Raw genomic sequence first — 22,523 nt, forward strand, 5'->3', positions numbered from 1 at the left:
TACTTCCTAATGCACAGTTTTAGCTGTGTCAGTCCAGTAGTGGATTGTTTCATCTTAAATGTTGCAATAGATGTAGGTTGGGGTGTTTGCGTTAGCATTGCGCAGCATGGAACCGTTTGCGGAGCATTTCCAACGGAAAAACCCAACAACAATCTTTCTCCGCTACTCCGCTACTCCCCTACTCCGCTACTCCCCTACTTCCTAATGCACTATTTTAGCTGAAACAGTCCAGTAGGGTGCGTTAGCGAAGTGTAACGCACCGTTCCAGTTTAGCCACCTAAAGTCGTAAAATATCAGACAACTAATGCTCAATTCGGGTTACAGTGGTTTTCATTTGGGTAAACCACAGTAGTAGGGACGTTCCATGGAACGTCCCTACAATGTTTTGCTTGTGAAGATGTGGTTCATCAATTTGAAAAGCGCTGTAAATAGTTACAATTAAAGTTTGTAGTATAGCTCTCAAACCGAACTACAGATATTGCTCAAGCGCTACTACGAACAAAAAATTTTTTATCGCTGGCTAATTTTTGCTAATCAGATGATTTCTATCTAATTTATAAGCTTTACCTACTTTAGCATCAAACGCCCAAGCGGAAATTTTCCACTTACCTTTTGGTAATAATTTACCAGCAATTGTTTGTTCCCAACCAGCATTCACATAAGCAGGATTGTTAAATAGTTGAACTAAACTTTCTCTGGTAGTTTGAGCAGACATTAAAATATCGAATATAATCCAATCATCTGCTTGATTTTTATAAGTTAAAATAATTGCATCAGCAGGTTCGTTGCGCTCTGGTAAAAATGCCCAACCATTAACAAAATACCAATTATTTAAAGGTATGATTCCATCTAAGGAACCATAACTTTTATCTTTCTCTTTTTTAGCAGCTATTAGTTCAATATTATCACTAATAACTAAACCTGGTTTTAACATTCCAAGATTATTCAGTTGATTTGCTAAATATTTAACATAATCATAACTACTTAAAACATTTTCTTCAACGCAATACTTATTCTCCATGAGATTAATAAATGACAAACAAGTTTTTCCTGTCATTCTTAATTGAGATATACCTTGAATTTGTTTAACACTATAAGTAAATGATTGAAAATTTAAAATAAGTAATCCCAAAATAGCAATAATTACAGTAATTTTCTGGAGTAATACTTGGGTTTTTGGCAGATATCGTTGACTATAAATCTGGTTAAATACTATCGGTAATAAGTGAATAATAGCAACAATTAAATAGATAGAAAAAGTTGTATATTTTGAAGATAAAGCACTTTCAACTCCAAACTCTACTCTGCCAACAGAAGTTATTAAAGCACTCACTATTGCATAGAAACCAATCATTATCCAACCAATCATTCTCTCTAACAGAGAATTGTCTTGAATATGTTTGATTAGGTAAAGACATAAACATAAAAATATTCCTATTTCTACCCCTCCGATAAATGTCGAATAAATCAGAGGAGATATTTGAGCACCAGAACCCAAGGGAGAACCAAGAAAGGCTAATAAAAATTGTAAAGTTTGTTCTGGATTTTGAAAAGCTGGTATGATGCTAGGGGCAAGTTCTGGTTTCTGATAATCATAAAAATAGATAATTATATTGGTAGTAAAAACTGCTATCCAACTTAAGAATAACCATTTTTGTTTGAGTAAATCTGACCTTGATTTTGCTGAAACTAATATTAGTACAGGTAAAACAATTACCCAAGCTATCATCCCATTAGAATAAGAAAAGGTGCTGATGATGCAAAGCATCATACAAATTAAGAATTTATATCTAATATTGAGGCGTGAATAAATAGCTGAAATTGCAGTAGTAATACAAACAATAGGCATGAAAACTACTAATTGAATTCCCCAAAACCAGTTATCATATTGAATTGCAGAAAATATCAGAATATTTGCTAAAAAAGCTAGGAGTAAAGTTGGGAAGAGATTTAATCTTAAGGTTAATCTATTGAGGCGATAAATATTAACGGAAACTAGACAAGCTAACAAAAATATTGCTAGCATTTCATATCTCACATCCCAATTAGTTAAATATCCTAGTCCGAGGAAAATTAAGCGTGGAAATAATTTTCTACTTTCATTATGTTGAGCAATTAAGTCTTGCCATGACAAAGAATTTTGGGAGATTTTTATAAATAATTGAGGCATGAGATTCCATTGGTCCCAATATGGAATATTAACGCTGTAGGTAATAATTAATATTCCCATCAAAACTGCTGGCAGTATTACTAAACATAATCCTATAGAATGTAAAATAGAGAAGTTGTTGTTTAGGATTTTTTTGGCTATATGATTAATATTTTTTCTTTTAACTATCTGGGCGAAATTCATTTTTGAAATTTATATCAAAGAGATTTTGTGGTTTATTTTTAACTTCCCTAATGTATAGCAATCAGGAATGAGATGTGAGAAAAAGTGTAGGGGTTTGGTTTCCAAATCCCATTATGTTGATTAGGATTTAGAGACCAAACCCCTAGGATAAAATTTTACAACATAAGCGCGGATTTATATAGCTAATAGCGAATGTCTAAATGTTATTTTTACCGAAATATTGTGGTTTAAAGCCTCCCCTTTTAAGGGGATAATAAATAAAAATTTTCCTGTTCGTCAATCCTCTTCTTTTCAAGGAGAGGTAATTCGCACATTCGCACATTCTAAATTTTTGAACCGATTCCCTAGGAAATACTGACAAATTAATTTTCTTCTTCAAAGCCGATTTTTTCGTTAATAATATAGTAAGGTCTTTGGCGAACTTCGTCGTAAATTCGACCGATATATTCTCCAATAATTCCTAAAGAAAGAAGTTGCACTCCTCCCATAAAAAATGTAGTAGTTAAACCATAAGCCCAGGAGAGAAATTCTTGCCCTAAAACAAATTTAACGTAAAGACCAATTAAGCCAATAATAAAAGATACAATTGCCGATACTAAACCTAGAATAGTTGCCATTTTTAGAGGAATTGTTGAAAAAGAAAATATCCCATCAAAAGCAAGTTTAAATAACTTAGAAACTGACACTTTAGGCTCACCTCTATATCGAGGACCCCGTTCTACATAAACTCCGATTTGTTTAAATCCAGCATAAGCTCTTAAACCACTTAAATATTTATTTCGTTCTGGCATTTGCCGTAAAGTTAGAATAACTTTTCTATCCATTAATGAAAAAATTCCTGCATCCATAGGAGTGACAATTCCTGACAACTTTCTTTGGATGTAATAAAAGCTTTTAAATGCTAATCTTTTTAACCATTTTTCTTTACGATTTTTTCTAATAGCATAAACCACATCATATCCCTGTTGCCATAATCGTGAAAAACTGATAATTGCTTCAGGAGAATCTTGTAAATCTCCATCCATCAGAATAACTGCTTTACCATTAGCATGATCTATTCCAGCAGATAAAGCACATTGATGACCGAAGTTTCTCGAAAAGTTAATAATTTTTACTTCTTGATTTTTCTGACTTATTTCTTTTAGCAGTTCAAAAGAATTATCTACACTCCCATCATTGATAAAAATTACTTCACTACTGCCATCAAGTTTGTCTAAAACATCTGATAATCTACGCCAGAGTTCAGGGATAATTTCTGATTCATTGAAAATGGGAATAATTATAGAATAATCAATATTTTTCATAGTGATTTTTAATGCTTCGTACAAATCATATATATCTAGTTTATGGTTGTCAAGTCTATGAGTTTTTGACTTATATCAAGTCACCGAGAATGCCTACAATAAAGTTGATATCTAAACAATTCTCCCAGTATAATTTTGAGCCTCTTTGCAATACCACTTATATTATGTGCATTCAAATTATAGCGGTTTTCACTTCATGACTTGCATTACTTCTTCCTTCTTCCTTCTCTCCTAGATAATATGAGCCTTCTTCCTTTAAACCCAAATCTCTGTACTCTAAAAAACATGAAAACTGCTGTAAAATGATATTATATAAATCCGGTTGTTTTTTTATCAAAAAACCTCCTCATACAATACAGTAGGGACGTTCCATGGAACGTCCCTACTTATGATAACTGTTTGAAGCCCAAGTTTAGCAACCCAACTATATTTTTAAAATTAGTGGTGTGCGGATTTTGAGGGGATATAATTATTCCTCATTTTCTCCAAAATTTACAGCATATTTTAAGATGGTGAGGTACAGTTTAAAATTAATCTCTGTTCCCTGTTCCCTGTTCCCTAAAATCTAAAAACTTTGTACCTCCAAGACTCCAAAACTGCTGTAAGATATACAGTTTAAATGCTAAACATTTATATCATACTTTACCTCTGCTATTGAGTTTCCTTAATGTTATGTAAATAACGATCCCTACTACGATGAGGCCGACTAACAGGACTAAAACCCTTTTCAATAGACCTTGATAGACAAATAAAGCTAGCCGAATATTGCTGAGAAAATTTGCTTCTCCCATTGACTCAGAATTTTGAATAGCTAAAGTTTCCTTAGTCTTTCCATTATCTGTTGTTAACTTGAATATTTCCAAACTAGCTGAACCAAAGCTGTAGATCGTCCTGTCATTAACATAGTTTGGTGAAAAAACAATCGGCTTTCCTGATGAAGGCACAGTATTTATTCTTGATATGGGTAATGAAGCATCTGCAATTTGTTGGAATGATTGCCCTCCATCTTCACTTTTGTATAACCCAAGACCTAGCACACCTAACACAAGTGTTTTATCGTTCTCATAGTTTGGTGAAATAGCAATAGCTTCTAACTCAGGCGAGTCAGTACCTAATCCAGGTATATTGAGCCGCTGGTTCCAAGTTTTTCCTCCGTCCCGTGATTCAAAAAGACCTCGACCTCTGGTACTAACAAATAAAGTTTGATCCCGTGCAAAGTCTGGAGAAATAGCTATCTGCATTTTTCCGGCTTCAGCTAAAGCTGTATTTTCACTTATTGCTTCCCAGTTTTTTCCAGCATCGGTACTCTTGTAGATTCCCTTCTCTCCAGTTACATAGATAGTACGATCGCTAGCAAAATTAGGGGATATGGCAATAGAGGAACCAGTGTTGCCTTGAAGAGCTGGAACCTGACCAATTTTCTCAAAGTCTTTACCTCCATTTTGAGACCGATAGATATTACCCTTTTGAGGTAGGATGTAAACAGTATTATCATTTGAGAAGTCTGGAGAAACACCTATTGTCAGTCCACGTTCTTCCTTCGGCATAGAAGCAATTGACCAGGAAATACCCCCATCCTGACTTGTTGCTACTTTAGTCCAGAGTAGTGATGCCCATAGTGTTTTATCTTGATCGTAGTTGGGAGAAAAAGCAACATCAAAGTAGCGACGAGGATCGTAGTTGGGTGGTAGTGATTCCCACTTTCTAGTAAACCAAGGTTCTTCGAGACCTCTTTGAGCAATCTTCCAAGTTTGACCGCCATCGCTACTGATATTAATGTTGCCAACGTAATCTACAGTTGCCAAAGTTGAATCATTAGAAGCTGCCATTGCAACAACCGTACTCCTAAGTATGGTTTCTAAGTCTTGCCATTTTTGCCCCTGATCTTCAGACTTGAAGAGACCATCAAAACCTGCTAGGAAAGTCACGCTACCATCTAGAGAGAACTCCAGTTCAGTAAAGCTAGGTTGCTCCATCTCTTCAGCTTGGCTATCGATTATCAGTCCCTGAGTTCTGGGTTGCCATTCTTGGCCATCCCAGTAAAATAACCCAGTATTTGCCGTAGAAACAAACAGTTGTGGTTCATTTTGGGAACCTGGAATAATTTTGATATCTTTAACAAGCTCATTGGCAATTGGAATTGCCTGTTTTGTCCATGTTTTACCTTGGTCAGAGGTTTGAAAAATACCCTGGGTTTGAGTTCCAAGCCACATTGAACCGACTGGTCCACCTAGCATAGGCTCAATAGCAACAATTGGACTATCAAGTGGTAAGCCAGATGCTGCGCGATCGCTAGCTTGCCAAGTTGCTCCGCTGTCGCCAGAGACCAATAGTTCTTTTGTATTGGCAACAATCACTAATTTGCCATCATTAGAAAAACCTAGAGCTTCAATAGGACTTTTACTTTGGAATACTTGTTTCCAACTCTCCCCAGAATTTTGAGTTAAGTAGAGTCGATCGGATATACTTGCTAAGACAATCTTTGATGAAGTTGGTGAAATAATTATATCGTCTATAGCCAGTTCATCTAAACCTTTACTGGTATTTTGCCAAGTCAGTCCTTTGTCTGATGAGCGGTAAATTCCATCTCCACTTGTTCCCAGAAATGCCACACCATCATTTTGCTGACTCAACTCCAGAGCTGGGATCAACAAACTAGAATAATCTAAACCCTGAGTAATACGCTGCCATGAAACGCCTCCATCAGATGAACGATACAGGTTATTTCTAACAACAATTAATACTGTTTGATCTTGTTGATAATTTGGTGAGACTTCAACGTGTGTGACAACATCATGTGGACGATGTGCCACTGAGATACCCATATTCACAAGTATTGCCATTAGGAAGGCAACTAATACTAATCTAAGAAATCGCATGATTCGGGAAAGGCTTTGATTCATAAAAATTATCTGCTCAAAAATACAGTTATTTTAAGAAATTATCTTAACATACTATGGATAATACAATTTTCATCAAAGACTCTTATATGCTAACAGGCAAATGGCATAAGTCGGAAGTAGGGAAGCGTGGTAATTCTGCTCGTTACAATTCCCTATTCCCTACTCCGGATATGTAGCCCACTTTTTTCCAATTGGTATAACTGGTGATTTGCATCCCTACTGGACTATTGACTCCTGCCTCCTGAATTCTGTCTCAATCAATAAGGACTTTTGCTTTGTTAGTTGCTCGAAAATATTACTTGAGTTTTGTTCAATAAAAAAGCTTTGCCAGTCTCAGTATCAAAAGCCCAAGCTTTAAGTTTAACTGTTCCTTGAGGAATTTCCCGAACAGAAAAATACTTTTGCCAACCGGAATATAAATAAGTTGAATTATTAAAATATTCCCTGACACTAGGTCTCGGCATTCTCTGATTAATTAACTTAAATATTATTGCTTCTCCCTCGGCATTTTCATAAGTCAAAATTACTCCATCAGCAACTTCGCCTCTTTCTGGTAATATTGCCCAACCATTAGCAATATAAGTCTGATTATCAATTTGATTTACTGTATCAAAATAACCGTAAACTAAATCTGATTTTGACTCTTGTGCAATATCTTGAATATTTTTACTTTTGATTAAACCTGGTTGTAAAAAACCTAATTTATCTAAAATATTAGCTGTCTCTATTAAAGGTTCAGGACTTCTTTTCATTACCAAACATTCATCTTGATGGATAACATTTATCATCAATAAGCAAGCTTTACTTTGCAGTAAGATAACTCGGCGATCGCTCATCCTATTTACAGCATTAATCGTAGTATTAATATGTAAAACTAAAAAAACACTAATAAGTAATAAGGAATTATATCTAATTAACTTTTTCTGAGTATTGTTTTGAGTAGCTACCTGCAAAAAAATAGCCAGTAGATAAATCAAAGATATCATCAAATATAATGAAAAAGCTGTATATCTTGGAGCCAAAGCTTGACCAACGCCAAAACCAACTCTACCTACAGCAGTTACAGATCCACTAATAATTGCATAAATTCCAATTATTAGCCAAACAATGAGACGATGTAATAACAAAAAATCTGTTTTAACTAATCGAAAAAGTTGCCAACAGAGAAAGATCCACGAACTAAATACTAAAGCTCCAACTATTGTTGCCACAGTTAAATTTTCAAATCCTAAAGGAGCGCCTAAAAAAACCAAAAAATAATGAAATGTATCAACTGGATGACTTATCGCTGACAAGAAACTCGGATGTTTATCAGGTTTTTGGTAATCATAAAAATACAGAACTACGTTACCGACAAAACCCAATAAACCACCAATAATTATCCAAATATTTTTAGTGAAAATTTCCTGCCATTTTCCTGAAGCTAAAATTCCTAACGCTGGAAACACTAATACCCAAGTCAACATTCCATTGGCATAAGAAAAAGTGCTAACCGTACAAAAACAAAAACAAATTATAAACTTTGTTCTTAAACTCAAATTTTTTTGAGCAATAACTAAACAGCCAGTTAGACAAGCAATCGGAATATAAACTACAACCTGAATTCCCCAAAGCCAATTTTCATATTGGGCAGGAGAAAAAATTAGTAAGTTAGAAATTGCTAAGAGAAAAAATTGAGTAACAAAACCACCTTTTACAGTTAACCTACTTAACCAATAGATATTCAGAGAAACAATGCAAGTCAACAAAAATATTACCAACATTTCATATCTGACATCCCAATTTGTCAAATAAGCTAAACCTATAAAAATTAGCCTGGGAAAAAATTTCCTACTTTCGTGGAACTGGGCAAATAAGTCACTAAAAGAAAGATTACCAGTGTAGATTTTCTCAAACATAATTGCCAGATGCCATTGGTCTGAAAAAGGAAAATTTACGCTATACTTCAGGATACAAATTCCCATGAATAAAACAGGCAAAAAAATCAGACAGAAAATCGGAATTTGTTGGCGGTTTAATTGCTGCATAAATTATTTAGTTGAAAATTATTTATTTTTACCGAAAAATTAAGGTTTAAACCCTCTACTTGGCTGCGCCATAGGCTGTCGCTCTACAGGAATAAAAAAGAAAAAAATATGTCCATCCAATCCTCTTTTTCCAAAGAAGAGGTAATTGTTAATTATTAATTGTTGAATGTATGTTGAGAAAAAAATTAAAGCCTTTCTCAAGCTTATGAGGTACACAAGCTCTTTAATTTCTTTTCTATTCCTTATTCCCTGTTCCCTAAAACAAACGAATTTTGTACCTCACGCTTCTTGGGAATTGCTATAATATCATTTGCTATCGCGCACCTGCTTCAGTAACTCCACCACATCCTTATGACCTTCCGAATTTGCCCAGACTAAGGCCGTCCATTTATTATTATCTTTCGCCCTAATGTCTGCTCCCCTGTCTAGTAAAGTTTGCACTACACTAATATGACCACTACCAGCAGCAGTCATCAAAGCAGTCAAGCCAAAATTAGTAGTAGCATCAACATTAGCACCAGCATCTAACAACAGTTGCAAAATGTCCTGGTTGCCACTAGCAACAGCACCCATCAAAGGGACCCAACCATCATTATCATTGCCATTGACATCCGCACCAGCAGCCAATAATTTTTTCACTATCTCTAGATGGCCTGCTTCTACTGCAGCAATTAAAGGAGTCGAATTCTCTGAGTCTTTGGCATTGACATCTGCACCCCCACTCAGCAAAGTTTCAACTTGAGAAATATCTCCAACTTTAGCAGCGTTAATTAATTCTGTCATTGAATTTTCTCCTATAATTTAGTTTCATTTAGTTAGTATATTAGGTTATATCAAATCCTGTACTAAAAAAGTATAGAAACCGGGTTTATATTAAAGACCCCAATATAAAAATCTATCTCCCATAAACCCTGTTTCTTCGGGATTTGATATTATAGGTTGTAGATAAGAAAAGTTTGCTAGTACCTAATACTTTAGTAAAAGCTACTGTTAATTGATAACTCAAATAACCCCTATGCAGAAAGTTGATATTGTTATCCTCTCAAATGGTCCGGGAGAATTAATTACCTGGGTAAGACCTGTTGTACAACAGTTACGGCAACAGGCAAATATTGATATAAGAATTTCTGTTATTCTTTCACCTTGTCCTCATGCTACCGGAAAAGAAGTAGCGATCGCTCGTTCTTATCCAGAAGTAGATCGGGTACAACCAGCAGAATATTTTTGGCAGTTTTTGCTCATGGGTAAGACGGCAGAAAATTGGCATTGGTATCCCCAAGGAGTAGTTTTATTTTTGGGAGGCGACCAATTTTTTACTGTTATGGTGGGAAAACGTTTGGGTTATCGCACTGTTATTTATGCTGAGTGGGATGCTAGATGGTGGCGTTGGATAGATAAATTTGGTGTGATGAAGCAGGAAGTAGTTGCTCAGGTGCCTCCAAAATATGCTGATAAATTTACGGTAGTGGGAGACTTGATGAATGAAGTCAGAAATCAGGAGTCAGGAGTCGTAGGGACGTTGCATGCAACGTCCGTACAGGAGTCAGGAGTTGGAAGTTGTTTTTCTGGAGGTTCAGAACAGAATAATAGTATAGAGTTAATTGGTTTATTGCCTGGGTCGAAACCTACTAAGTTGTCTTTGGGTGTACCTTTAACTTTGGCGATCGCTCAACATATCCACAAAATTCGTCCGCAAACTAGATTTATTATTCCAGTTGCTCCAACTCTTGAGTTAGAAACTTTAGCTAATTTCGCCGACCCGCAAAAAAATCCAGCAATTGCAAAAATGGGTGGTGTAGGAGCAAAATTATTGATACCTTCTTTGGATAAAAAGAAAACAGAAAGTAGGGAAGAGGGAGCAGCAGGTTTGGAGACAGCACTAACGCAGAAACCGGGTTTATTGAGAACTCATTTTAAAGACAACGATCGGGGGAATAAACCCAGTGTATTAGTTGCTTCAGGTAACTCCTATGAAATCAAAAATCCTAAATTGGTGACAACTGAGGGAGTAGAAATAGAATTGATAACCCGCACTCCTGCTTACGATCTACTTTCCCAATGTCGTCTTTGTCTAACTACTGTTGGTGCTAACACTGCTGAACTAGGTTCTTTAGCAGTACCGATGATAGTTTTATTACCTACTCAACAATTAGATATTATGAGAGCGTGGGATGGTTTACCAGGGTTACTGGCAAATTTACCAGGAGTCGGCGCTGCTTTTGCTACCATAATTAATTGGTTAGTAGTGCGTAAAGGGCAACTGTTTGCTTGGCCGAATATTTGGGCAAAAGAGGAAATAGTTCCAGAATTAATGGGAAAACTTAAACCAGAAACCGTAGCAGAGTTAGTGTTAGAATTTTTGAGTCATCCGGAAAAGTTGGTAAAAATGAGCGATCGCCTCCGCAGTTTACGAGGTCAACCAGGAGCAGCAGAAAAATTGGCAGAAATTGTATTATCATCGTAAAATTTCGGTAAGTGGGAAACCACCGTCTTTTAAGCGGTGGATGGAAACGACTCGAGGGATTTTAATCCGTAGTCAAAACAATGTGTCATAATTAACTAATAACTGAAAAAAGTAGGCTCAATGGTCTTTTGGCCGGAGAGAGTAGTGGCAATTGGCACCGCCTTGTAGGGGCGAACGGCCGTTCGCCCCTACTGCTGCTGTATGCGTACTACGGTACGGTACTGGCAATGTGGCTGTTTCGATTTTTCGGGAACCGTGCAATGTGAAAATCGTGGTTTTAACCCGATTTACAGCTCCTCTGAAGAATCCACGCGACTTTAGTCCGTGGAGTGTCAATAACCTAAACTAGAAAAAATCTAACTTTTGACTTTTGTAGGGGCGAATGGCCATTCGCCCCTACGAATTTTGAATTTTGACTTGATAAACTATGGCATTAACAATAAACGAAGTATTTGACGAACAATTCTATTTAGAAACCTACCCAGGAGTAGCTGAAGCAGTTGCCAATGGTACTATTAGCGATGGTCTTTTCCACTTTATTAGATTTGGTCAATTTGAACAACGAGACCCAAGTGCGATTTTCAATACCAACTTTTATCTCGCTGCTAACCCCGGTGTTGCAACTGTTGTCGAACAAAATATTCTCACCCCAACAGAACACTTTATCAACTTTGGTCAGTTTGAACCACGAGATCCCAGTGCTTTACTCAACACCAGTTTTTACCTAGATCGTTATCCAGGTGTCGCCGAAGCAGTAGCAACGACACCACTTACCACCACAGAACACTTTCTCAATTTTGGTCAATTTGAAGGTCGTTTGCCACGTCTATTATTTAGCAATATTTATGTATTTGGTGATAGTCTGTCTGATACAGGGAATGCTTTTGCACTTACTGGCGGTCTATTGCCACCAAGTCCTCCCTATTTTCAGGGGCGTTTCAGCAACGGCCCTGTATGGGTAGAAAGCCTCGCGCCTCAGTTAGAATTAACATTTAACCCTAACTTCAATTTTGCTTTTGCAGGTGCAACTACAGGAACTGATATTGCTACCAGCTTATTACCAGAGGGTACACCTCCTGTTTTGATAGGTTTACAAACACAAATTGATGAATTTATTGCAGAAACTCCCGCCACCGATCCAAACGCTTTATATGTAGTGTGGGCAGGATCTAATGATTATTTAGGTGGTGAAAATTTGGATGTGCAGTCAACTATTGGTAATTTATCAGTGGCAGTAAATAAACTTGCCAGCATCGGAGCCAGAAATTTTGTTTTACCAAATATACCAGACTTGGGAGCAATTCCACTCGCACAAAGTCTTCCTCCTGAACAACAACAGGGATTAACTTTATTAACTGAAGGTCATAATAGTGCCTTAGCAGCAGTTTCCCCAATATTGGAACAAGACCCAAATATTAATATTATTAATGTTGATGTTGGAACTTTATTTGATAATATAATTGCTAATCCTGGTGATTTTGGCTTTACAAATGTCACAGATAATTTCTTAGCTTCTGGTCCGAATAACCCTGATGATTTTCTATTCTTTGATTCAATACATCCTACTAATAATGCTCATAATTTTGTAGCAGATGAAGCGATAAAATCAATTACAGAAATTAACGAATTGCTGAGTATTGTGGAAACTTCTGCTAGTTTTTAACTGAAAAATATTAGAGGGAATGGTGTTGCACAATCAAGAATGATGAAATCCGAACATTTGAGATTTTTGGATAACTCTTTTCTCAGTATATATACAGTTGAAAATCTATTATCATTCTTTAATGTGCAACCCCAGATTTTTTTCATTAAAAATTTCCTCTCTGCTCACCTATCACCTATTTTCCAACTGATAAATACTTTAACGTTGCTATCAATCCAATTTTTTTTACCACAGGGAACCTGCTGCTATAGTTATATCTTCCATTGTAATACCCAATGCCTCATCACGACATAGGAAAGCAGCCAGTGTCCCAATTTCTTGTGGTTGTATGATTCTCTTCTGAGGATAACTCTGCTTGATTTCCTCTAAGTATTCAGCAGCAGTTCGACCTTCAACTTGAGCAAGTCGTCCGATCATCCCTTCAGCTAACTTAGTTTCTACCCACCCTGGACTAATTGAGTTACAAGATACCCCATAAGGTGCGCCTTCCAAAGCGACACAGCGAGTCAGTCCAAGAATTGCTGCTTTTGAAGTGCAGTAGGCAGCGTGAAGCGGAGCACCTACTGAAGCAGATGTCGAGGCAATATTAATAATACGACCCCATTTCCGTTCTATCATTCCTGGAAAACATAGCTTAGTAGTGCGATAGATACCATTGAGATTAATATCAATGACCTTATACCACTCTTCATCAGGATGATTGCACATTTGATGCTCATAAGCAATTCCAGCAGCATTGACAAGAATATCAACTTTGTCAAATGTCTTTATTGTAGCATCATAAAAAGCCTCAACTGATTCAGTTGAGGATACATCCAGATTCATCACTAGAGCTTTGACACCTTGTGACTCAATTTCACTATGGCATGAACTCGTGCTAGCAGAACGAGAACCTACTGCTACATTAGCACCACTTTGAGCTAAAGCAATAGCAATAGCTTTACCGATACCAGATGTACCACCTGTTACTATTGCTATGCGATTTTGAAGAAATTTTGCTTGACTCATATTCCTCACCAATTATAAGCTTAAGAAGCTAATTTTACAGAACTTTTGACGATAATTAGGTACACTTTAAGACTAATCTTAGCGTTGCTGATTTTAGGTATGAAATTCCTATATTTAAGTGTAAATCAGAGATTTTTCTGTGCCTTAAAGAGGGGAAACAGCTCCTTTATAGCTCTTTAAATCTACATATATTCAGCAACGCCCTAATCTTCTATTACCTATTCCTTAAAGTCTTAAAACTTTGTACCTCATTAACTCGAAAACTGCTGTAATAATACAGAAGGAAAATCAATTGGTTAGTGTATAGAGCGAAAAATTGTTATTCAATTCGCAGTCGAGCTTCGTAAAGTTTTTGGTAGTAAGGTAAACAAAATTCATAGGCTTTCTTTAAATGTTCGTTATCTTCAATCTTGACATAATCCTTTTTTTCTCTTTCTTTAAATCCTTGACTAGATAATACATGATTATGCCATCCGCCTTCCCATTGATTGATTGCCGGTTGAGGTTCAGCTTTCCATTCTAGAGCTTCTTCAATAAATGGTATACCTATAGCATTACAATAGGCTTTAACAGTTGCTTGAGGTTTTTTAACTAAATCATCTGAATCAATTACTACTGGTATTTTTCCAGTAATTTCTTTAGCCATTTCAAACAGCTTATCAAGTTGAGCATATCCAGTTTCTTCTAAGGTAAAATCAGACCAATTTTTAAAGAGAGATGGCAACATTTTTTCTGGATTTCTAATCAGAAAACTATTATTAAAATTAGACAAAAACTCTTGATTAGCTACAGGTTCAACTTGATAACCCATGTCTTTAATAAAGACTGGTTGCTTTTCATTTTCTTGCTTTAATTTTTCCAAAATACAACTAAAATTGTATTGGGCATCTGGTTCTATATCTGGATAACGAGTTGTATCACAACGCTCTTCGGAGTAGTAAAAAGATTTTCCAAAAGGTTCGTCATGTACGCAAAAATCTCCTCTTTCCCGCATCATACGCTCAAATGCAGTGGATGTTGAGCGTGGTACTGCCCATAAAGCTAATATTTTTTTCATTTTTTAATATCCTGCTTAGTTTACTTTAGTTTAAAATCTCTCAATTTTGTCATTTATGAAATCCCTTGTAACTGAGATATCTTAAGTTTAGCCTTTTTATGGGCAACAGTTACTAGCCCTAATTTTAAGAGTTTAAAAATCATGGGTCGTCCCATATCACCTGTTCCAATATAAGCAACTGTAGCTTTGTTTTTCATCTCAAATCTTTTCTTTACAAAATAAAAAATATTTGCTAACTTTCAAACTATTTGTTAAGTAAATCAATATCTATCTCATCATTAAAAAACTATTTATACACAGCCATCGCTTCACCTAAGAAGCTGTTTGTAAAGAATTATGAATATTAAGCTGTCCCTAGACGGAGCCAACGCTAACTGTTTTAACATTAAACGAATCATGGAAATATAAACGAAAGCTTCGCGCTTTGTCAGGATGTTATTCATAATCTTTAGAAAGTCTGTGATTACGGCCTAATCAAGCAGTTGTATACTTAGGATTTTATGCACAAAAAAGTTATCAATCCTAGTCTAGCATTTATTATCTCTATTTGAGAAAAACCAGTTGTTGTTAATAACTCTAGATTTTGTATTACAGAAAAGGGATTTAATACACCTTCTAATTGTTGTTTCTTGCGTTCAATTTATTCATTACTTAATCCTTTATTTTGTTTAAAAAGTATATATTTATTTTCTGTGATTTTACTTTGTAATGTTTTTTCTGTCAAAATAAGTAATCCCTGACTAATTAGAGAATCAAAAATAGCTTTTAAGTATTCTTGTCTTTCTTGGATAAAATGAAGAGTCCAATTACAAATAATAGCATTACAACTCATATTTTGAACAAATTTTTTTGAGTGAAAGAGCCTGGAAGGAAAATCTTTGTCAACTTTACTCAAATTTTTACTAGCTACTTTTAACATTTCTTGAGAATAATCTATCCCAAACAAATTTTTGAAACCTTGTTTGGATAAATACAATAATGTATTACCGCTAGCACATCCCACATCAATGATATACCCATCTTTAGGTTCTTGTCTTTAAGTATATTAATTGTTAGCTCTATTACTTTCCAGTAGTCAGGTATATGCTTTTCTGCTTCATCAGTAAACCTATTAGCTATTTCAGCACCAAAAACCCAGTCTGCTAAATCGTTATAATTTTTTCCTGGATATTCTTTGTTTTCATACATATAACAAAAATATTAAACCTATAAATTTCAGCTTATTATACCATTTATAAATAAGAATATTATATTTTATTGCCATTCTATTCTCTGACTATCTTTCCTAGAACTGGATTAATTTTTTGCCATAACCATTCTGGCATAGTATGATGATCTTCATAAACTTGACCGAATTAATTCTGAATTTCCTGAAAATAATTTTCTACAGACTTACCACTATTTTGTAATGGTGTCAAAATTTCCTTTTCAAACAGAGAGATAGCCTGATTTCTCACACCTTTTTGATAAAGCTTGTAAAAATAAAAAATCTCATCTTTGATTTCCTTTGTCGGTATGTTTTCCCGCTTTGCCAAAACCAGGCGGATAATAAACCGTCCGGTGGATTAATGTTGGATCTATAAAATATTTATCAAACCAATTTGCTTCTAATCCTAAAGCTAAGGCTAATCCCTTTAATAATTTAGGAACTACCTTTGTCAGAATTTCATTTTTTAGCTGAGAATGAGAGCTACTAAAACCTGGAGCCACACTATCATTTGGCATGATATTTTCACCCGTAAAGGGAGTCTTCAATGGATCGTCCGGTTGTTTTTTATCTATACCTAAATCAAAAAGTTCTTTGGGGTCTTGTCCTGCGTCTTGATTTAGAGCTTCACCAAACAAAGGAACGTAACCCCTTGAGGTTTTGGGATAAACTTTTTGGATGTTATGACCATAGTTTTGTTTGACATCTTCAGGTAGTTCAAAAAACTTCCGGGATGCCTCAATAGTTTGATTAATTATTTCTGAGGAAACACCATGTTCTTTTAGATATAAAAAACCATGTTCGTAACAAACATCGTACAATTTTTTAATTTCTTGTTGACTAGCTTTTTCTAATTCTGATCAGGAGATAATTGGCAGACTTCTCACAGCATCAATACCTAAATATAGTTTAATTTCCCAGTTGAAAACTACTTTTTTGGTTTTTTGTTGCCACCGCTTTTTCCTAGCTTATATTGTTTTCAACAACATTTTGCCAGAAGCTTTGTTTACTATGATATTTATTTTTCTTCACACTTTACTCTCACTTAATTACCATCATTTTGGTCAGTTTGCAAAGATATTCCTACCATATCTTCTAGGAGTCTCACTACGGACATTTCTCCCTGGTCTTGACCATATTTTGCCTGGGCAGCATGGAAAATATTCCTTGCTTGATTTCCCATCATTAAAGGTACATTTGATTTTTGAGCGAGCTCATCAATAAGCCGTAAATCTTTAACGCACAATTTGATAGTAAAAGACGGATCATAATGTCCTGCAAAAATAGAAGAAATATCATGATGTGCCACCCAACTACTACCGGCACTAGATTTAATCATTTCTGCTAAATTAGTCAGGGGAATGCCAGCTTTTGCTCCAAGAACAAGTCCTTCTCCAATTGCACAAGCATTTATAAACCATAGCATATTAGTAATTAGCTTAGTTATATTTCCTGTCCCTAAATCTCCTGCATAAAATATTTTTTCTGCCATAGGTTCAAGGATAGGTTTTGCTTGTTCAAATACCTCTAACTCACCACCAGCAAAAAAGATTAATTCTCCCCTTTCTGCCCCATCCACTGCATTAGTTACAGGTGCTTCTAGCACTTTAATTCCTGCGGAAATAACTTTTTGAGCTATTTCTTGGCATAAGGTTGGAGAATTCGTTGTGCAATCAATCCAGATGGAACCGGGACTAAAACTTTTCAAAATACCTTTTTCTCCTAGCACAACACTTTCCACTGCTGCAGGATTGGGTAACATGGTAATAATGGTATCTGTTTGACTGGCAACTATTTCCGGAGATTCTGCCCACTTTGCTCCTTTTTCAAGCAGATTTTTTGCTGCTTCTAGGCGTAAATCATGGACAACCACAGGAAAACCTGCTTCAAGTAAGTTTCGCGCCATGGGATTTCCCATGTTGCCAACACCGATAAAACCTATCTTATTCATACTTTATTTCCTTAATTTGTCCCTCTCCATGACATCATCCCGACGCTGCTCTACTAGACAGGACGGGATTCCCGCTCCATCACTGGTAGGGTCTTTCTGCATTAATTTTGACTTTTAGGTTTGAGCAAGACGGGATTACTTAATTTTCTGATAGACATGATATTGCTTGCAGGGAGTTATATTTTGAAATTTAAAACCACATTCATCCAATAAGAGTTTAGCAAAGGTTTCTGGTAGAAGTTGATAAGTGCAAGTTTGCTTTGCTAAGATAACTTGATCCTGAGAAAATATATAATGTTTCTCAAATTTATCATGGGGAATTGGTAAGATTTGTTGACTGTAAGTTATCCCATTAGATAGAGTTTCTTCATAATCTTTGTGAACACCTTGAACACTAAAAATTAAGTATCCTGCATCGTTTAAATGATTTGCCACATTCTGGAAACTTTTAATAATATTTTCTACTTTTGGCAAATGGCTACAAAAGGTATATTCTGTTTGGCTGTCGTCGATAAAATACCAAATTCCTCCATTAGAAAAAGCTGCATCAAACTTCCTTTCCAAATCCATAGTTAATACATTTTTATGGTGCAAAGCCACGTTTTCACCAAGGCGCTCTCGTGCTTTCACCAACATACTTTCAGTGAAATCAATTCCCAAAAAATCAATTTCAGGTAATTTTTTGATTAATTTTTCTGCAACTAATCCTGTGCCAACTCCTAATTCCAAAACAGAGTCACTTGATTTAAGAATATCCGCCAGAGCATCTGTTTGAGAATCGTAATCATAATAACCTGCGGTCATCAAAAGATCGTAATATTTCGTAATGCCAGTATATTGATTGATTTGTTCTTTGATTTTCATTAGTTTTTCAGTTTCATTAACATGACTTAGATAAAACAGTGTCCGACAATAAGCTTAAATTATACACAACACAGGCTAGAAGCTTTGACGTCAAAAAGGAGCTTTGTTGCACGAATATCCTGAAATCCTTGCAGCATAATACTCGAACATTATTCTATGCAAACAGCTATTTTTTCTCTTAGAAAATGTTTAAGTAACATTCATTATATGAGTGCATTAGAAGCATATTTGAGAACTGGGGTCAAATCTTGGAGCATTAATTAAAAGGCTGCTATACCACTCACATTTACCGAAAAATTAATTAAGGTATAAAGCCTCTCGATTCATGGAGAAGAAAGAAAAAAAATTCCTTGAGCGCCAATCCTATCCGTTATAATAATTAATTATTAATTATTAATTATTAATAATTAATAATTGTTTAAAGGACTTCCTACTGTTATAAGGTACAGATTTAGCAACTAACTCCGGCATCACAAGAGTTTTAATGTTCACGCCTTGTACATCATTTCTCCTAAATATGCTGTATATTTAAGCTGACGCTTGAATTCATCAAAGCCACAAATAGTTAAAAAGTTTTTAAATGCCTTCTCTAAATCTGTTAAAGCTTCTTGAAGAGGGCATTTAGACACCTAACAATACCATGGGTTTTGAGATTTTACTTCAGCTACCAAGGGCTTATAAAAAGTTATTGCACTAGGGCGTTTTTGAGTTTGCTCGTACTCACTGATACAAACTGCTAATCCATTTGATACCTCCTTACCTAATCATCAGTTGTACATCTTAGTTTAATCATTAATAGTTCCTACTCGGCCATTACAAGCGCCCGAAATTGCTCGATATACTAGCTACTTCAGAAGCTAATTTAGCTTGAAAAAGATACCAAATGGGTTCTATATATTCAAGATTAGTTGAGAAGATGACTACAGTCAACACTTAACTTTTAACTTAATCCCTGAGAAATGGGAAGAAACTCTAGGATTACGCCAATTGAGTTTCTATCCCTAACATTTTTGGTATTATAGGTCGGTTTTTGCTAGTTTTATGCTAACTTCTACCTTTTGGCCCTAAACCTATTGCACCTGCATAGACGGCGCGATCGCCCAATTCATCTTCAATGCGTAACAGTCGATTATATTTGGCCACCCGTTCGCTACGACAGAGAGAACCAGTTTTAATCTGACCTGCGCGAGTTCCTACAGCTAAATCGGCAATAGTTGTGTCTTCTGTTTCTCCCGAGCGGTGACTGATAACTGAGCGATAACCATTACGAGTAGCTAAGTCAATGGTTTCTAGAGTTTCTGTCAAGGAACCTATTTGGTTGAGTTTAATTAAAATTGAGTTACCGCCACCCATATCAATACCTTTTTGGAGGCGAGAAGCATTGGTAACAAATAAGTCATCTCCTACTAATTGGATTTTGCTACCTAACTTTTGAGTTAGCTGCACCCAACTTTCCCAATCTTCTTCATGTAAACCATCTTCTATGGACACAATAGGATATTGCTCGACTAAACTAGCTAAATAATCAATCAACTCACTAGGAGAATGAGTTGATCCGTCATAAGTATAATTACCATCTTTGTAAAATTCGCTGGCAGCTACGTCTAACGCTAAGGCAATTTGTTCTCCAGGTTTGTAACCAGCTTTTTCAATAGCTGCAATTAATATATCTAATGCTTCTTGGTTTGACCCTAAGTTGGGAGCGTAACCGCCTTCGTCTCCTACCCCACCTAATAAATCTTTCTCTTTTAAAACTCCACTGAGAGTGGCGAATACTTCTGCTCCCCAACGCAATGCTTCTTTAAATGAAGCAGCACCTATAGGTACGATCATAAATTCTTGAATATCTACGTTATTGGCAGCGTGAGCACCGCCGTTAATGACGTTCATTAGGGGTACTGGTAGTAGACTAGCTTGGGGTCCACCTAAATAGCGATATAATGGCATACCAACAGAGTTAGCTGCTGCTTTAGCTGTTGCTAGGGAGACAGCTAGGATAGCGTTTGCTCCTAGGTTGCTTTTGTTGGGGGAGCCGTCTATTTCGATCATTTTGCTGTCAACTAAGGTTTGGTTGAGAGCATTGATTTTGACTAGGGTGGGGGTAATTTGTTCTTCTACATTTTTGACTGCTGTGAGTACCCCTTTGCCTCCATAACGTCCTTTGTCTCCATCCCTGAGTTCGTGGGCTTCAAAGCTGCCTGTTGATGCGCCACTGGGTACTTGGGCTAATCCCATCATCCCATTTACTAGGTGGACTTCTGCTTCCACCGTTGGACGACCACGAGAATCAAGAATTTCTCTAGCGTGGATTGATTCAATAGCTGTGTCCATACTTTTAATTCCTTATATTGTCAAGTTTAGTGGCATTGGCTAAATTTAAGTGCTATTTATGGTTGACTAGAAGTCCAGAATTTTTATCGTTTCTGGAGTTATCAAACAGGATTGGCTCTGAAATCGTCCCTTTTAAGGCGAAATGTTTTTGCAGGGTTGCTCTAAATTCCTGTTACAAAAACAACTTCTGACTTCTGACTTCGTTCAAGGGAGTTGTATTATTGGACCATAATTAGCAATCTTTAGCTATTCCACTGACAGAATAAGGGTTAATTTTGCTTTTTAGCTAGAGATCAAAAATGTTTAATAATTTTATTAGTTATTTTTCTGGGATGCTTATACCACTGACAAGAAGTAAATCTTAAAAATTTTATATTTTTTTTATAATTAAGTTATTGTTTAAATTTTACAAATTATTAAAATCTGTCCTAATATCTTTAATAATTTGGCATCAAATTTAGCTATCCTTAATCTAGCTCTTTCATAACGTTTAGACTCTAAGGTTTTCGGCCATGCTTCAGAGTCATTTTTTTTGTGATTAATTTTCGGTTTAAGCATATTTAGGCTCAAAGCTAATTCCTGATGATGCCCAACTTTGTAAATCAGGAGCTAAACGAATTAATTTTTTATGAATTTCATCTGTCACCCACAAGACTAAGGGAAAGTGAAAGTTTAGAAAGTTATTTCTAACTAAGTTAGCTGTAGTTAGCACTTTATCTAAGGTATTAACTGACTCTAAACTCTTAACCATTAAAGCTTTGGGGAAACGATTATTTAGATTTTGATTAATACTGGAGTAAAGTGTATCTGTAAAATTTTCTAATGCTAATTCTTGGTATTCTACAGGGTATTCTGCTTTGAATTTTTGGAGGATTTCTTCTCTTAATTCTGGAGAATTACAACGGACTAAAATTAGGGAAAAATCACCCTCAGATAGAGTTATCGCTCTAGCTAAGGTTTGTAGAGAGCGATCGTATGGATTATTATGTTCAACTTTACTTTTCTTCATTTTAATGATTTTTTATTATATATTTTTATTATCAGGTATTAGCAATCGTTCAAAAGTTAATATTTTTAAACTTATGGTTGAATAGTTTCACTATATTTTGTCAACAATGTAGTGCGGATTTCGGGCAAAGTACCTATCCCTGACTACTACATAATTTTATTCTCTAAAAAGAATGTATCTGTAATTATACAGTATAAATTTAGGGTTTAGATTGGTCTTAGAAGTAAGTATTATCACGGTTATTTTTGATGATTATACTTATATTTTATAACCTAGATGTTCCCAAAATTCATTATTTTTGTAATACCAAGCGTAAAAAAATAATGTTACAAATAATAAGCACTATTAAAATACTTTCTAGGAAATATCTATTTGACGACAA

At 35.6% G+C, this 22,523-nt stretch carries 19 protein-coding genes and 1 pseudogene; 3 read left to right on the plus strand and 17 right to left on the minus strand.

Annotation, left to right across the window (positions count from 1 at the left end; all coding sequences use genetic code 11):
* Nucleotides 1–520: 520 nt before the first annotated feature.
* The 4 genes from ACP6PK_RS27190 to ACP6PK_RS27205 all read right to left on the minus strand — a co-directional run bounded on the left by ACP6PK_RS27190 (nucleotide 521) and on the right by ACP6PK_RS27205 (nucleotide 6,560).
* The gene (locus tag ACP6PK_RS27190) at nucleotides 521–2,353 is read right to left on the minus strand and encodes a hypothetical protein (protein ID WP_426564348.1); all 1,833 of its coding nucleotides are present in this window, start codon (nucleotides 2,351–2,353) and stop codon (nucleotides 521–523) included.
* Nucleotides 2,354–2,715: 362 nt separating this feature from the next.
* A complete protein-coding gene (locus ACP6PK_RS27195) occupies nucleotides 2,716–3,657 on the minus strand; it encodes a glycosyltransferase family 2 protein (RefSeq protein WP_426564350.1) in 942 nt (313 codons plus the stop codon).
* Between the two features lie 172 nt (nucleotides 3,658–3,829).
* Entirely contained in the window at nucleotides 3,830–3,994 is a 165-nt protein-coding gene (locus tag ACP6PK_RS27200; RefSeq protein ID WP_426564352.1) for a hypothetical protein, read from the minus strand.
* Between the two features lie 298 nt (nucleotides 3,995–4,292).
* Nucleotides 4,293–6,560 carry a WD40/YVTN/BNR-like repeat-containing protein gene (locus ACP6PK_RS27205; RefSeq protein ID WP_426564354.1) on the minus strand — a complete coding sequence of 756 codons (2,268 nt, stop codon included), beginning with the start codon at nucleotides 6,558–6,560 and terminating at the stop codon, nucleotides 4,293–4,295.
* 53 nt (nucleotides 6,561–6,613) lie between these two features.
* Between ACP6PK_RS27205 and ACP6PK_RS27210 the strand changes: the two genes are divergently transcribed.
* Nucleotides 6,614–6,736 carry a hypothetical protein gene (locus tag ACP6PK_RS27210; RefSeq protein WP_426564356.1) on the plus strand — a complete coding sequence of 41 codons (123 nt, stop codon included), beginning with the start codon at nucleotides 6,614–6,616 and terminating at the stop codon, nucleotides 6,734–6,736.
* A 102-nt stretch (nucleotides 6,737–6,838) separates the two neighbouring features.
* On the opposite strand, the gene ACP6PK_RS27215 is transcribed toward ACP6PK_RS27210, so the two are convergent.
* Together ACP6PK_RS27215 and ACP6PK_RS27220 are read right to left on the minus strand one after the other, a co-directional pair.
* Complete coding sequence (locus ACP6PK_RS27215) at nucleotides 6,839–8,587, minus strand: hypothetical protein (protein ID WP_426564358.1); 1,749 nt, start codon at nucleotides 8,585–8,587, stop codon at nucleotides 6,839–6,841.
* A gap of 306 nt (nucleotides 8,588–8,893) precedes the next feature.
* Nucleotides 8,894–9,370 carry an ankyrin repeat domain-containing protein gene (locus ACP6PK_RS27220; protein ID WP_094678053.1) on the minus strand — a complete coding sequence of 159 codons (477 nt, stop codon included), beginning with the start codon at nucleotides 9,368–9,370 and terminating at the stop codon, nucleotides 8,894–8,896.
* A gap of 232 nt (nucleotides 9,371–9,602) precedes the next feature.
* Between ACP6PK_RS27220 and ACP6PK_RS27225 the strand changes: the two genes are divergently transcribed.
* Nucleotides 9,603–11,051 carry a glycosyltransferase family protein gene (locus ACP6PK_RS27225; RefSeq protein WP_426564360.1) on the plus strand — a complete coding sequence of 483 codons (1,449 nt, stop codon included), beginning with the start codon at nucleotides 9,603–9,605 and terminating at the stop codon, nucleotides 11,049–11,051.
* A gap of 427 nt (nucleotides 11,052–11,478) precedes the next feature.
* On the plus strand, nucleotides 11,479–12,714 hold the full coding sequence (locus ACP6PK_RS27230; protein ID WP_426564362.1) for an SGNH/GDSL hydrolase family protein: 1,236 nt from the start codon (nucleotides 11,479–11,481) through the stop codon (nucleotides 12,712–12,714).
* Between the two features lie 225 nt (nucleotides 12,715–12,939).
* On the opposite strand, the gene ACP6PK_RS27235 is transcribed toward ACP6PK_RS27230, so the two are convergent.
* The 11 genes and pseudogenes from ACP6PK_RS27235 to ACP6PK_RS27285 all read right to left on the minus strand — a co-directional run bounded on the left by ACP6PK_RS27235 (nucleotide 12,940) and on the right by ACP6PK_RS27285 (nucleotide 22,141).
* Nucleotides 12,940–13,722 carry an SDR family NAD(P)-dependent oxidoreductase gene (locus ACP6PK_RS27235; RefSeq protein WP_426564364.1) on the minus strand — a complete coding sequence of 261 codons (783 nt, stop codon included), beginning with the start codon at nucleotides 13,720–13,722 and terminating at the stop codon, nucleotides 12,940–12,942.
* Between the two features lie 319 nt (nucleotides 13,723–14,041).
* Nucleotides 14,042–14,779, minus strand: coding sequence for a sulfotransferase-like domain-containing protein (locus tag ACP6PK_RS27240; RefSeq protein ID WP_426564366.1), 738 nt, complete (start codon nucleotides 14,777–14,779; stop codon nucleotides 14,042–14,044).
* Nucleotides 14,780–15,419: 640 nt separating this feature from the next.
* The gene (locus tag ACP6PK_RS27245) at nucleotides 15,420–15,782 is read right to left on the minus strand and encodes a methyltransferase domain-containing protein (RefSeq protein WP_426564368.1); all 363 of its coding nucleotides are present in this window, start codon (nucleotides 15,780–15,782) and stop codon (nucleotides 15,420–15,422) included.
* Nucleotides 15,713–15,967, minus strand: coding sequence for a hypothetical protein (locus ACP6PK_RS27250; RefSeq protein WP_426564392.1), 255 nt, complete (start codon nucleotides 15,965–15,967; stop codon nucleotides 15,713–15,715). Before ACP6PK_RS27250 ends, ACP6PK_RS27245 begins: the two co-directional genes overlap by 70 nt.
* Nucleotides 15,968–16,270: 303 nt before the next feature.
* Nucleotides 16,271–16,822 (minus strand): annotated as a pseudogene (locus ACP6PK_RS27255) (2-oxoglutarate and iron-dependent oxygenase domain-containing protein); the annotation flags it as partial.
* A gap of 209 nt (nucleotides 16,823–17,031) precedes the next feature.
* A complete protein-coding gene (locus tag ACP6PK_RS27260; RefSeq protein ID WP_426564370.1) occupies nucleotides 17,032–17,937 on the minus strand; it encodes an NAD(P)-dependent oxidoreductase in 906 nt (301 codons plus the stop codon).
* A gap of 135 nt (nucleotides 17,938–18,072) precedes the next feature.
* Nucleotides 18,073–18,801: a class I SAM-dependent DNA methyltransferase gene (locus ACP6PK_RS27265; protein WP_426564372.1), complete on the minus strand. Its 729-nt coding sequence runs from the start codon at nucleotides 18,799–18,801 to the stop codon at nucleotides 18,073–18,075.
* 488 nt (nucleotides 18,802–19,289) lie between these two features.
* Nucleotides 19,290–19,430: a hypothetical protein gene (locus ACP6PK_RS27270; RefSeq protein WP_426564374.1), complete on the minus strand. Its 141-nt coding sequence runs from the start codon at nucleotides 19,428–19,430 to the stop codon at nucleotides 19,290–19,292.
* Between the two features lie 415 nt (nucleotides 19,431–19,845).
* Nucleotides 19,846–21,132, minus strand: coding sequence for a phosphopyruvate hydratase (gene eno, locus ACP6PK_RS27275; protein ID WP_426564376.1), 1,287 nt, complete (start codon nucleotides 21,130–21,132; stop codon nucleotides 19,846–19,848).
* A 399-nt stretch (nucleotides 21,133–21,531) separates the two neighbouring features.
* Entirely contained in the window at nucleotides 21,532–21,690 is a 159-nt protein-coding gene (locus ACP6PK_RS27280; protein ID WP_426564378.1) for a hypothetical protein, read from the minus strand.
* Nucleotides 21,683–22,141, minus strand: coding sequence for a hypothetical protein (locus tag ACP6PK_RS27285; RefSeq protein WP_426564380.1), 459 nt, complete (start codon nucleotides 22,139–22,141; stop codon nucleotides 21,683–21,685). Before ACP6PK_RS27285 ends, ACP6PK_RS27280 begins: the two co-directional genes overlap by 8 nt.
* Nucleotides 22,142–22,523: the final 382 nt, after the last annotated feature.

This window comes from Dapis hubbardiae BLCC-M172, from assembly GCF_050016015.1.
GTDB lineage: Bacteria > Cyanobacteriota > Cyanobacteriia > Cyanobacteriales > Microcoleaceae > Trichodesmium.